Consider the following 13,533-nt stretch of genomic DNA (forward strand, 5'->3'; position numbering starts at 1 on the left):
TCCGACGATGCATCGTGCGGACGGCCCAAAGCACAACTGGCAAATCACAAGGAGCCGAAATGAACCCGACCCGACGTCAGACGCTCGCCGGCATTGCCGCGCTTCCGCTTGTCGCCGCGACTTCAGCTGGCGCGAGCCTTCCGCCGCAAGGAATCGACGCCGCCGCCAAAAGCAAGGGCCGGCGGTTCGGCACTGCCGTCGCCTGGGCACCGCCAGGCGCGGATGCGGGGTCGTTCAATAACCCGGCCTATGCCGCAGTCACCGAGCGCGAGTGCGGCCTGATCGTTCCCGAGAACGAGATGAAGTGGCAGTCGATCCGGCCGTCCGCGACCGAATATCGGTTCGACCGGCTCGACGCGATGGTCGCCTGGGCGCGGACAAAGAACGTCGACGTGCGCGGTCACACGTTGCTGTGGCATCGCCCGAAATGGTTTCCGAACTGGCTGAACGACCATGACTTTGGCGCTGCACCCAAGGCGGCGGCGGAGAAACTGCTGACCGATCACGTCCAGACCGTGATGCGCCGCTACAAGGACACGATCCGTAGCTGGGACGTGGTCAATGAGGCGGTCGATCCCGAGACCTCTGGGCTGGTCGAAACCTCGCTGTCCAAGGCGATGGGTGGCGTCGAACCGGTGCTCGACCTCGCCTTCCACACCGCGCGCGCGGAAATGCCGAACGCTGAACTGGTCTATAACGACTATATGAGCTGGGAACCCGGCAACGAGAAGCACCGCGCCGGGGTGCTCAAGCTGCTCGAGGGCTTCCGCAAGCGCGGCGTGCCGGTCGATGCGCTGGGCATCCAGAGCCATATCGAGATGTTTACGCTGGATCCGGCGACCGGCCTCGGCCCACGTCAGGAGACGGAGTGGCGCAAGTTCGTCGATGAGGCGGTCGGCATGGGCTATCGCCTCGTCATCACCGAGCTCGACGTCAAGGACAACGCCCTGCCCGGCGATCCGGCGCAGCGTGACGCAGGCGTCGTCGCCTATCTGCGCGCCTATATGGAGCTGATGCTGTCCTATCCGCAGCTGCGCGACGTGCTCGCCTGGGGAATGGTCGACAAGTATAGCTGGCTGCAAGGCTTCGCCCCGCGCAAGGACGGACTGCCGCAGCGCTGCTGCCCCTATGACAGCAGCTTCCGCGCCAAGCCGATGCGGCACGAACTGGCGCGGCTGTTCGCCGAGGCGAAGCCGATCGCCTGATCGAACGGGCCGACCCGCCGCGTTTCCGCGGCGGGTCGGCGGGTCCCAGGTCCTTCCAAAACAAATCGCTGCGCAGCCATCGTGCTGCGCAGCATTTTTTGTGCCGCTCCGCTTACGGACACGTCTCCACCCCACAAAAAAAATGCCGCCGCCCTGGGAGGGGCGGCGGCGGGGAGGTTGGGAAGATTGCCCCTTAGAAGTTGAAGCGGATCATGCCGGTGACGCGGCGGTCGTTCACATACCAACCGCGCGGGACCAGTCGGATATCGCCATTCTGGTCGGTCACCGCCGCACTCGTCTTGGTGATCGAGTTGGTGAGGTTGACGCCCTGAATACCGAGCTTCAGCTGATCGGTGATCGAGATCGTGATCGACGCATCGAGCTGGCCGTAATCCTCCTGGAAGATCGGATCGAACGGCGTGATCACGTCGCGCAGCGTCAGCAGATATTGCGAACGCCAGCTATACGATGCACGCGCCGACACCGGCCCGATATCGATGAACGGGGTGATGTTGAACTGATGCTCCGACAGACCCTGGAGCGGGAAATTCGTGCCGGAAATCGTCGGCTGGCGACCAGCGGCCACATCCGGATCGGTTTCCGACAGCGTGCTCTGCGGCACGCCCTCGCTCGCGACATAGGTGTAGTTGGCTTGCAGGCCGAGCCCCTTGAGCGGTCCGGGCAGGAAGTCGAACACCTGTTGATAGGCGATTTCGAAACCCTTGATCTTACCCGTCGCCTGTGAGTTTTCCGGCGTCGTCACGACCGCCTCGAACGTCTGGCCATTGTTGCTGAAGGTACGGCGCACGGTGCTGTTGGTCAGCACCTTGTGCAGTTCCTTGTAGAACAGCGATGCAGTGAGCTGACCGACCCGCGAGAAATACCATTCGGCGGTGATGTCGAAGCTATCGGCCTCGGTTGGGACGAGTTCGGGGTTGCCCGCGTTGAAGGTACCCTGAATTGCGACCTGCCCCGGAGCGATGACCCCGTCCGAGCCGAACGCACCAGTTCCTGGCGCGACAGGAGTGACGACGACCGGAATCTGCGCGCCATTCGAACCGACGAGCGGCCGTGCGGTTACACCGACTGGGAAGTAGTTACGCACCAGGCCGAGCGAGGGCGGCGCGACGCCCTTCGAATAGGCTGCACGGAACTGAAGTCCGCCACCCACCTCAAGTTTCACGTTGAGGCTCGGCAACCAATAGTCATAGTCGAGGTCGAAATTGTTCGCGACGATCGCACCATTCAAATAGCTGCTGATTTGCGTCAGCTGTGCGGGCGAGAGTGCGCAACGCGGATCCACCGATGTTCCGGTGCCGGCAACCACGTTGTTGATCGACGTCTGGCAGGCCGTGGGGTCAGGTGGGAAATCGGGCGAGAACGGGAATTCGACAAAGCCTTGCGACTTGCGGTTGGTGGTGGTGTAGCGCACCCCGACATTGCCGCTGAGGTTCATGCCGTTGCCGAACTCGTTGCCGAAGCGCAGCATCACGTACGCGGCCTTGTTGATCTCCTGCTGCGGATTGATTTCACCCGGCGTAAACGGCGTCCCCGCAATCGCGTTGGGGCGATCCGCCAGCGAGCGCCAGCCGCCATTGATCACGCGCCCGCCTGCACCCGTGGTCGTGGGTTCCCACTCGCGGTTGATGCGGTTCGCATAATCGATATAGGCGAGATAACCCGAAGGGGTGGTCGTATTCGCGCTGTAGAACGGACGGCACTGGCCGTTCAGCGGATTGCTGACCGAACCACGGAAGAAGTCGGTGAAGCAGAACTGCTGATAGCCCTGAAGCGGGGCGCCGCCGCTGCCGCCCTGGACATTGTCGACCGGATCGTCGAGCCAGACCGGACCGCCATTGCCCCACTGCTCGCTCAAACGACCCCAGTTATAAGTCGAGAAGCGGGCAACCTGATCACGATCGGCGTAACGACCACCGACGCGGACGGACTTGAAGAAGCTGTCCTCCGGGAACGACAGCTCGGCATCGAGGCGGAAGGCGTCGGAGTTACCCGTGCTCGCCTCGATATGGTCCATCGCCGAGCGGTAGAAGGTGTTGGCCGGCGAGGCGAAGCTGTTGTTCGTACCCGTATAATAGGCCGGATAGTCAGCCGCGCCGCCCGGCGTGCCGGTGCAGGGCAGCGTCGGGCAGCTTTGCGGCCCGCGGAAGTCCACCGTTGGCAGATTGCTTCCGTTCAGCCGGATTCCGACGTCCTGATAGGAGGACGTCCACAGGCCGTTGTCCATGATGTCGACGAACGAGTCGACATGCTGATAATCCATGCTGACGCTGAGGTTGTCGGTGACCTGATAGCGGAAGTTGAACGCATAATCGTCGGTCACCGCGCGTTCGTCATGATCGCGACGGATGTTGTTCGACTGCAACCCGAATGCCGGGGTACGAATGTTGCCTGCGGTATTCTGGTCGTCGCGCCAGCCGGTCGGGCCGGTGATCACGCCGCTTTCGAACAGGCCCGAGGAGTCGAACGCGATCGACGTGCCGTCACGGGCGCGCGAGTCCCCGTTGGATTCGACGTTATCGGTTGCGATTTCGATCGTGTGCTCGGTCCAGGCCTGGCGCGCGTCGGAGCGCAGGAACTGGAACGTCGCCTCGGCGCGGCGGTCGTTGCTGCGCCACTGGGCGGCGGCGGCATAGCCGAAGCGCCGACGCTCGAATTCCTGCGTACCGATCACCGCGCCGCGCGGGAACAGGCCGCTGCCGCGCTGTGTGGCCGTGCCGAACGGAACCACATCGGTGCGGGTACCGTCGGAATAGATCGGACGCACGCGGAAGCTCGAAACCTGGAAGCGATCCGCGCGCGAGAACAGCTGCGAATAGGAGACGCTGCCCAGCAGGCCGATTTCACCGATCCCGGTGTCCCAGGTGTTGCTGACCACCAGCGCGGCGGTCGGCGACGCTTTCTCGACAAAGTCGGAGTAGTTGAGCTCGAGTGACCCCGCCATCACGAAGCCCTTCTTGTCGAAGGGCAGGCGCGTGCGCAGATTGACGACGCCGGCGATGCCGCCTTCGACGCGATCGGCCGACGGGCTCTTGAACACGTCAACGCCGCCGAGCAGTTCGGAAGGAACGTCGGCGAAGCTCAACGCGCGACCGTTATTAGCGGTGAACGCCTCACGCCCGTTGAACTCCGAACGGACATAGGTGAGGCCGCGCACGACGACGCCCGAGCCTTCGACCGAGAAGTGGTCGGGATCGACGCCGGCGGCGAAGCGGTTGATCGAGATGCCCGGAATACGCTGAAGCGTTTCGGTCACCGAACGGTCGGGGAGTGCGCCGATATCCTCGGCGGTCACCGAGTCGACGATCGTGTCGGACGTGCGCTTGCGCGTCTGAGCGCTTTGCAGCGACTCACGGAAGCCCGTAACGACAACGGTATCCGGATCGGTCGCTTCCTCAGCCGCCGGCGCATCCTGTGCCAGTGCGACATTCGGCATGGCCAGCGCTGTCATCAGCGCAGCCGTCGAAACTCCGAGTCCCCATGCAGCGCGACCTTCGGCGCGCACACGCTTCCGCCAATTCGACATCCATCCCCTCCTCGTTCGAGAGCCTTGGCGGCTCTTCTGCCCAGTTGCGCCAATAAGGTAGCGCTAACATTTCTTTTGCTTAAGCCAATGCGCAGCTTTCGGCAAGAGATGTTGTGCGCTACCAGAAAGAAAATGACGCGTATGTTGCAGCGATGCTGCACAACGATTTGGGGAGGAAAAAGCGTGGCGGAACGGATCCGATCGATCGTGATCGTGGGCGGCGGCACTGCCGGATGGATGACGGCGGCGGCGATGGCCCGCATTCTCGGCCCCGATTATGCGACGATCACATTGGTCGAGTCGGACGCGATCGGGACGGTCGGCGTCGGCGAGGCGACGATCCCCCAGATCGGCACGTTCAACCGGCTGCTCGGCATCGACGAGAATGACTTTGTCCGCCGGACCAAGGGCAGCTTCAAGCTGGGGATCGAGTTTGTCGACTGGGGCGGGCTTGGGCGCCGCTATTTCCATCCGTTCGGCAAATATGGGATCGATATGGAGGGCGTGTCCTTCCACGCCTATTGGCAGCGGCTGGCGCAGGAGCCGCAGTTCGCCAATGTCGACGCCTTTTCGCTGATGGCGAGCGCAGGCCGCGCCAATCGCTTCATGCCGCCCGTCGATGCGGGCAATTCGCCGCTGTCGGGCATCGCCTATGCCTATCATTTCGATGCAGGCCTCTATGCGCTGTATCTGCGCGAGCTGGCCGAGGGGATGGGCGTCAAGCGGGTCGAAGGCCGTATCGTCGATGTCGAACGCGACGGCGAGAGCGGCCATATCGCCGCAGTTGCGCTCGAGTCGGGTGAGCGCGTGGCGGGTGAGCTGTTCATCGACTGCTCGGGCTTTGGCGGGCTGTTGATCGGCAAGACGCTCGGCGTGCCTTATGTCGACTGGTCGGCGCATCTGCCGTGCAACCGTGCGGTCGCCGTGCCGTGCGCATCGGTGCCGGGCGGCCTCACCCCCTTTACCCGCTCGACCGCGCGCAGTGCCGGGTGGCAATGGCGCATTCCACTGCAGCATCGCACCGGCAACGGCATGGTCTATTGCAGCGACTATATCAGCGACGACGAGGCGGCGGCGACGTTGCTCGGCAATCTCGATGGGGAGGCGCTGGCCGATCCGCGCTTCATCCGCTTTACGACCGGGCATCGCGCGCGCTTCTGGGAAGGCAATTGCGTGTCGATCGGACTGTCGGCGGGGTTCATGGAGCCGCTTGAATCGACCAGTATCTGGATGATCCAGACCGGCATCGCGCGCCTGCTGTCCAACTTCCCGGACTCGACCTTCGCCGAGGCCGAGCGCGCGCGCTACAACCGGCTGATGATCGAGGAGAGCGAGTTGATCCGCGACTTCCTGATCCTGCATTATTGCGTCACCGACCGCACCGATTCAGCGTTCTGGAACCATTGCCGCACGATGCCGATTCCGGAGCGGCTGGCGGAGAAGATGCGCGTGTTCGAGAGCTCGGGCCGCTGCTTCCGCGAGCATGAAGAGCTGTTCAACGACACCAGCTGGTTCGCGGTGATGGTAGGTCAGGGGATGCGCTGGTCGCGCTACGACCCGGTCGCGGAGCTGCTGACGCTGGCCGAGACGCGCGACCGGCTCGCGCACATCGCCAGCGCGGTCGCCAAGTCGGTCGACTATATGCCCGACCATGCCGAGTATATCCGGCAGAACTGCGCCGCCTGAGTAAAAAAGGGGCGGGGGTTGCCCCCCGCCCCAGCCCCTTTTGTGGAAGGTTTGTTCAGCCTTCCATCTCTTCCAGCTCGCGACCCGCCGTCTCCTTGATGAAGGCGCGGACGAGGAAGAAGCTGATCGCGGCGCAGACCGCATAGAAGCTGTAGGTCACGGTCAGCCCCAGCCCGGTCGCCATGATCGGGAAGGTCTGAGCGATCAGATAGTTCGATCCCCATTGCGCGAAGCCGGCGACGGCAAGCGCCGATCCGCGGATCTGGTTGGGGAACATCTCACCCAGCATCACCCACATCACCGGGCCCCAGCTGACGTTGAAGAAGATCACGTAGATGTTGGCGGCGATCACCGCGAGCATCCCCATCTGCGGCGACAGCACCAGTTGGCCTTCCGCATCGAGCGAGCCCTGACTGAACGCGAACACCATCGTGAACAGCGTTGCCGCCATGCCGAGCGAACCGGCCATCAGCAGCGGCTTGCGCCCGATCTTGTCGACCAGCAGCACGGTGACGAAGCACGCCAGGATCGACACGACGCCCGATCCGATGTTGATCAGCAGCGCATCATTTTCGGTAAAGCCGGCGAGCTGCCACAGCGTTGCGCCGTAATAGAAGATCACGTTGATGCCGACGAGCTGCTGGAACACCGCCAGCAACAGGCCCGCCCAGACGATGCCGCGCACCCCACCCTTTTTCGGGTCGATCAGGTCGGACAAGCGCGGGCGGTGATCGGCGGAGAAGCTGTTGCGGATTTCGACCAGCTTGGTCGCGGCGGTGTCGGCGCCGAACAGGCTGGTCAGCACCTGCATCGCCTCTTCATCGCGGCCCTTGGACACCAGGTAGCGCGGGCTTTCCGGGATAAACAGCAGCGCCACCAGGAACACCGCTGCGGGTGCGGCCTGCATCAGATACATCCAGCGCCATGCTTCGAGGCCAAGCCAGAAGCCGCTGGTCGAGCTGCCCGCGCTTTGCGCCAGATAGTAGTTGACCACGAACGCGGCGGTCAGGCCGGTGATGATCATGATCTGCTGCACCGTCGTCATGCGCCCGCGGATGTTGGCAGGGGCGACTTCGGAGATATAGGCGGGGGACAGCACGCTAGCCGCGCCGACCGCCATGCCGCCCATGATGCGCGCGATGACAAACACCGGCTGCGATGGAGCAAAGCCCTGAATCAGCGCGCCGATCAGGAAGAGAACCGCCGACAGCATCATCACATTGCGCCGACCGATCATGTCGGCGAGCCGCCCGGCAAGGAATGCGCCGATGGTGCAGCCGATCAGCAGCGAGCCCACCGTAAAGCCGAGCCCGGCATCATCGAGCAGGTAGGCGCTCTTGAGCCCCTCTTGCGTGCCGTTCACCGCCCCGCTGTCATAACCGAACAACAGGCCGCCGATGGTGGCCACCGCCACGATCGCGGTGATCAGGCCCATATTGGCCTGCGCCGCTGTGGTCTTTGTCAAAGCGCTTCTCCCTCTCCTGACGCGCGGTGGGTCCGCGCTTATGTTAGCGCTACCTACGCACTAAAGTACGTCGCGCGCAAGATGCCGCGATACGCCAGTCGTCAGGAAATGCTGCGCGGAATCACGCGGCGGTTCAACCGTGCCAGTCGAACCAGTCGCCATAGGGGTGGCAGGTGGCAAGCACGCGCCGCGCCCCATCGGGCCAGCAGGTCAGCGCCAGCTCGACGCGCTCGCGCCCCGGCGTCCATTCGAGGCTGAGCCACGCCAGCGGGCAGGCATCGGTGGCGCGGGCACCGGCAGCATGGATCGCATCGACCACTGCGGCCCGGGCAGCGCCGCCGAGATACTGGATCACCATCGAATGAAACACGACGCGGCACACGCCCTCGGCCTGTGGCGCGGCGAGCTGCTCGGGCAGCCACAGCGTTGCGTCGGCGCGGGTCAGTGCCGGCGGGTGCGCGCGCGCCAGCCGCAGCGCAGCCTTGAGCCGCTCGATCCGCCGCGGCTGATCGGCCCAGACGAACGACAACAGCCGCTCGCGTGCGCGCCGGTCATTGGCGTCGAGCGGGTTGAGATCGACCCCGCGCGCCTGGATGACGTCGATCGGCGCGACCACCGGGATCATCCCGCGCCATTCCGGCGCGATCCGCACCGGCGCCTCGGGATCCCCCGCCACCACCTCGCCCAGCTCATAGCGATAGCGAGCAAGGTTTAGGTTGAGCCCGCAGCTCGACCCGAGCTCCAGCAGTTCGACCGGCATGTCGATGCGCGCGCGCAGTGCCATCAGCGCTGCTGCGAATCCTGCGGCACGTGCGACTTCGTTAGTCTGGGTCGGCGCATGCATCCAGCGCACGATGAAGCTGTCATGCGTGGCAAGCGCCGCACCGATCGCGCGGTCGAAATCGTCATGCTCACGCTGGTAGAGCGCGGTCAGGTCGGCGACATCGCCACGCCGTGCCAGCGCGTGCAGGGCGGCGTTGAACCGCATCGCCAGCGCGGCCGCCGACGGATCGTCGGGCCAGCCGTCAATCAGTGCAGCAGTCAGTGGCGCACGGTGCAGCTGGCGGTCCCCCGCCTCCAGCACCGAAGCGACGAACTCGGACCCGAGCGCGCGGATGACCCGAGACTGGCGCCGCAGCTCCCCCTGCGAACCGACGCGCGTCATCATGTTCATGCGACTTCCCCCAACCGCGCGGACGCGGCTTTACTCAATACTGAAGACGGGCCGCGGACGTCGCCACGGCCCGCTTCGATCACGCCGCGTCCCACACATCCGCACCCATCGTCTGGGCGAGGCGATTGTGCATCGCATGGACCGGGCTGCGCCCGCCGTCCGCGCCGACGGTGAACTGGCCGGCCTGATCGGCGAGATGCGTCACTTCGTTCGCCAGTTCACGCGCTGCGTTCGAGCTCTGCTCGACCATCGCACTGGTCTGACGGGTGGTCTGGTCCATCATGCCGATCGCGGAGCTGACCTCGGTAATCGCAAACGACTGGGCGTGGTTATCCTGCGCGATCTTGTCGAGCAGCGAGTGGACCTCGTTCACATCGGTCGAGATATCGACCAGTGCGCTGTCGACCTTTTGCACCATCTGGACGGCGGCGACGATGTCAGTCTGCGTTGCGGTGAGCTGGTCACGCGCACGCCCGGCCTCTTCCTCGGCACGCATCGCGAGCGCGGAGACGAGATCGGCGACGACGGCAAAGCCCCGTCCCGCTTCGCCCGCACGGCCCGCCTCAACCGCGGCGTTCATGGCAAGGACGCGCGTCTGGAACGCGATCTTGTCGAGCCCCTCGATCACGCTGTCGATGCCCTTGGCGCTTTCGGCGACCCGGCCCATTGCGCCCACCGCACTTTCGGCGACAGCACGACCATTGGCGACGGTGCCGATCGCGCCGTTCGCGCGCTCGACCGTCTGGCCCGCCGCTGCAGCGGTGGTCTTGAGCCGCTGGTCCATCTGGACGATCGCGGCGGACGTTTCCTCTAGGCTCGCGGCATTCGCCTCGGTCCGGCGCGCCAGATCCTCGGAAGCTTCGGCGATCCGGCCCGATCCGGAATGGATCGACGTGGTCGCCTCCATCACCGACGCGATCAACCCGCGCAGGCTGGCAACGGCAGCGTTGAAATTGGCCTTCACCGCCGCGTAGTCCGCCGGGAAATCGGCGTCGATCGTGGCGGTCAGATTGCCGCCGGCGAGATCGGACAGCTGTGCCGAGACGATCTCGACCACCATCTTCTGCTCCGCCTCGGCCTTCGCCGCCGCGGCATCGGTCGCCTGCTTGGCGATCGCGGCGTCACGGAAGACGAGCACGGCGCGCGCCATGTCGCCCAGTTCGTCGGAACGGTCAGTGCCGTCGACATCGACGTTATTGCGACCCGATGCGAGCGTGCTCATCGTCCCGGTGAGCGCCGAGATCGGCGTCGCAATCGCGCGGCTGAGCAGCCAGGCAAGGGCGATAGCGAGCGTGATCAACGCAATCCCGCCGACGATCAGCACCGTCGTCGCGGTGTCCATCGCCGATTCCTGCGTTGCCGAGCCCTCCTCGATCGCCGCCATTTCGGCGTCGCGCACGTCGCGCAGCGGCAGCACCGCGGCGCTGACCAGCACCGCCTTGCCCGCGCCCTGCACTTCGGCCTGGGCGCCGGCAAGATCGCCGCCATCGACGCGCTTGATCAGCCGGTCGCCCCATTTGGTGCGCCAGTCGAGCGTTTCCTTGCGCGAGGTCTGAACCGCTTCGATCAGCTTGGGATCGGTCAGCTCCGCCTCAAGCTCTGCGGACGCCTTGTCATAGTCGACGCGCCCTTCCTCATAGGATTTGAGGTAGGTCTTGTCGCCGGTGACGAGATAGCCGCGCATCTGGCTGTTCTGCCGCAGCAACGCGGTTTCGAGCGCCAGCGCCTTGGCATAACGGCTCTGCGCCGCCGTATTGGCGTCGGTGACCGACCGGATCATCGAGATGTTCGAGAAGAACACCGCCATCATCGCCGCTGCCGACGCACAGATGATCAGGAAGGACAGCCCCAGCTTTCGTGGGATTTTCAGCGATTTCAGCATATTCATAGGACCATCCGAACTCCGCGGAACCCAAAGGGGTCGGCACGCGCGCGGCGCACCGACCCCAACCCATTAGAAGTCGAAACGCAGCGACGTGGACACGGTACGACCGTTGATCGCGCGACCCCAGCCGAGGCCATTGGCCGGAACGGCGTTCTGGGCGATGTCGTAGAAGCCGATCGTGTCGAACAGGTTGTTGACGTTCAGCATCAGCTGGACCCGATCGATCGGACGATACTGAAGGAACGCGTTGACCACGGTGAAGCCCGGCATCTTCAGCCCGTTGGTGTCCTGGGCATAGCTGCTGGTGGTGCCCACGACGTTGAACCCGACCGTCGCCAGTTCGGAGTCATATTGCGGGGTCAGCTGGAAGATGAAGTCAGGCTGGTGACGCGGCGTGTTGCCGTTGATCGTCGGAACCCGGCTGTCCGAGCGGATTTCCGCACTGGTGTAGGTCAGGCCACCGGTGACGCTGAACGGACCGGTGCGATAGCTTGCCTCGACCTCGGCGCCATAGGCCCGATATTCGCGCAGGATTTCAAGGCCGGTACCGCCCTGAATGTTGCGATCGGTCGTGTCGGCGAGGAAGCCGGTGACGTTGAGCGTGGCATTCGCCGCGCGATACTTGAAGCCGCCTTCCAGCTGGGTGACGGTGTCATAGGCTGCACCCGGCTCGACCAGGCTGCCATCGACCGAACTGACCGACGGAGTGAACAGGATCTTGTCGGCACCGGCGCGGGCACCCTTGCTGTAGCGGGCGAAGACCGCGAGCGGCTCGGAAATGCGCCAGTTGATGCCGGTCGAATAGCTCACATAGTCATAGTCGTAATTGACCGGAGCCGGCCGCGACAGCGGCAGCGCACCGGTGCGCGCTTCGGCGGCGGAAATCACGCCATCATTGTTGAAGTCAAAGGGGTTGGTGCCGACACGGCCGCCGCCCAAATCGCTGCCGAACAGGCGCCCGCGCACCTTGCCGATGTCATAGCGCACGCTGCCGCCGATCGCGACCGGACCGACATGGAAGTTGAGCGAGCCATAGGGTGCCGTGACATTGTAATCGACGTCAAAGGCGCGACGATATTGTCCCGGGATCCCGCCGACGTTGAGGTCGAACGCGACATAGCCGTCCTGGGTGATCGGCGTGCCCGACGCGTCGCGCGCGTTCAGCAGCGACGACTGACCACCACCCAGCGCATCCTGGTAGGTGTTGGTGTAGAGCCAGGTCGTGTCGATCGTCTGGAGCGACTTGTACACGCCCGCAGTCGTGGTCAGCTTGCCGCCACCGACATTCCACACGCGGGTCGCGCGCAGGTCGTTGCTGACATTGTCGAGCGAGTTGGCGTTGACCCGGATCAGCAGCATGTTGCCGACGACGCCGTTGCCGTTGAGGTTGGCCGGGTTGGCGATCACCTGACCGGCATTGGGGCCGTTGGCATAGCTCAGCGTGCCGCCAGCGCCACCCGCCGTAGCGGGAAGGGCAGCGCCCGAGAACAGCGAGAAGATCTGGTTGCGCAGCGTGCTGCCCGAGATCGCCGAGTAGCGGAAGCGCTCGGTAATCGTCCAGCCGCCCAGATCGAACTGCGATTCCAGGCCGATCGACTTGACCTTGGCGTGCATGCCCTCGCTGGTGCTGTAGGCGGTGGGGTTGTTGTTGCCATCACGCGTCACCAGGCCGGTGATGTTGCTCGACAGCATCGAATCGCGGCGCACGTCGAAATTGGCGAACGACGCATATTCGGGGTTGTCGTTAGTGCCGGTGATCTGGACCGGAACGGTCACATATTGCGGCGAGCGGTCGTCGAGCCACTTGCCGTGCAGGCGCACATAGCCGCCGGCGAAGTCCTTGGTGACGTTGAACTTGAGCTGGCCGCCCTTGTACGCGGTGAAGCCGACGTCGCGCGGACCTTCGCCGACGCGATAGAAGCCGCCGATATGCATGCGCAGCGTATCGCTGAGCTTCATGCCATAGTCGAAATCGAGGCGATTGGAATCGTAGCCGATGCCGGTGGTGAACGCGACTGCGCCGCCTTCGGTATCACCGGTCCTGGAGATCAGGTTGATTACGCCGCCGGGCGAATTCGACACGAAGGTCGATGCCGAGCCGCCACGGATCGCCTCGACCTGCCCGATGTTGAAATCGTAGCGGATGAAGATGTCCGACGCGACGTTGAAGATGTCGCTGAATTCAAGGACGGGCAGACCGTCTTCCTGAATCTGCATATACTTCGACCCGCCCGAAGCGAGCGGAAGGCCGCGGATCGTGTAGTTGGAATTGCCCTCGCCAGTCGAGCTTTCGGTGCGGATGCCCGGGATGTTGCGCAACACTTCCGACAGGCTACGCGCGCCAAGCTTCTCGATCTCGCCTGCCTTGAGCACGCTGGTCGAGGTCGCGCTGTCGAGCGGGTCGCGGCCCTTGGCGACGCCGGTCGTGAAGACCTCGCGCTCAACTTCCTTCTGCGCAGCCGGTTCGGCGGCGGTTGGCGCGGTGTCCGCCTCTACGGTGACGGTCTTTGCTGCGGCGGCCGGTGCGATCAGCGCCAGCGGTGCCGCTGCGAAGAGAAGAAGATGCTTATTCAT

Annotated in this window: 7 protein-coding genes; 2 read left to right on the forward strand and 5 right to left on the reverse strand. The window is 64.4% G+C overall.

The features are described from left to right. Nucleotides 1-59 precede the first annotated feature (59 nt). The gene (locus K9B35_RS17735; protein WP_224923328.1) at nt 60-1,205 is read left to right on the forward strand and encodes an endo-1,4-beta-xylanase; all 1,146 of its coding nucleotides are present in this window, start codon (nt 60-62) and stop codon (nt 1,203-1,205) included. 193 nt (nt 1,206-1,398) lie between these two features. On the opposite strand, the gene K9B35_RS17740 is transcribed toward K9B35_RS17735, so the two are convergent. Then, on the reverse strand, nt 1,399-4,674 hold the full coding sequence (locus K9B35_RS17740; RefSeq protein WP_224923329.1) for a TonB-dependent receptor: 3,276 nt from the start codon (nt 4,672-4,674) through the stop codon (nt 1,399-1,401). Nucleotides 4,675-4,932: 258 nt separating this feature from the next. Here K9B35_RS17740 and K9B35_RS17745 point away from each other — a divergent pair, with 258 nt between their 5' ends. Further along, entirely contained in the window at nt 4,933-6,435 is a 1,503-nt protein-coding gene (locus tag K9B35_RS17745; protein WP_224923330.1) for a tryptophan halogenase family protein, read from the forward strand. 55 nt (nt 6,436-6,490) lie between these two features. Here K9B35_RS17745 and K9B35_RS17750 read toward each other — a convergent pair whose 3' ends face one another. The 4 genes from K9B35_RS17750 to K9B35_RS17765 form a co-directional block, all read right to left on the reverse strand. After that, nucleotides 6,491-7,900, reverse strand: a complete 1,410-nt coding sequence (locus tag K9B35_RS17750) for a sugar porter family MFS transporter (protein ID WP_224923331.1) — start codon at nt 7,898-7,900, stop codon at nt 6,491-6,493. Between the two features lie 133 nt (nt 7,901-8,033). Beyond that, nucleotides 8,034-9,074: a DUF2332 domain-containing protein gene (locus K9B35_RS17755; protein WP_224923332.1), complete on the reverse strand. Its 1,041-nt coding sequence runs from the start codon at nt 9,072-9,074 to the stop codon at nt 8,034-8,036. Between the two features lie 79 nt (nt 9,075-9,153). Next, complete coding sequence (locus tag K9B35_RS17760; protein WP_412103481.1) at nt 9,154-10,962, reverse strand: methyl-accepting chemotaxis protein; 1,809 nt, start codon at nt 10,960-10,962, stop codon at nt 9,154-9,156. 66 nt (nt 10,963-11,028) lie between these two features. Next, the gene (locus K9B35_RS17765; RefSeq protein ID WP_224923333.1) at nt 11,029-13,533 is read right to left on the reverse strand and encodes a TonB-dependent receptor domain-containing protein; all 2,505 of its coding nucleotides are present in this window, start codon (nt 13,531-13,533) and stop codon (nt 11,029-11,031) included.

Origin of the sequence: Sphingomonas sp. R647 (assembly GCF_020177055.1) — a bacterium.
Lineage (GTDB): Bacteria > Pseudomonadota > Alphaproteobacteria > Sphingomonadales > Sphingomonadaceae > Sphingomonas.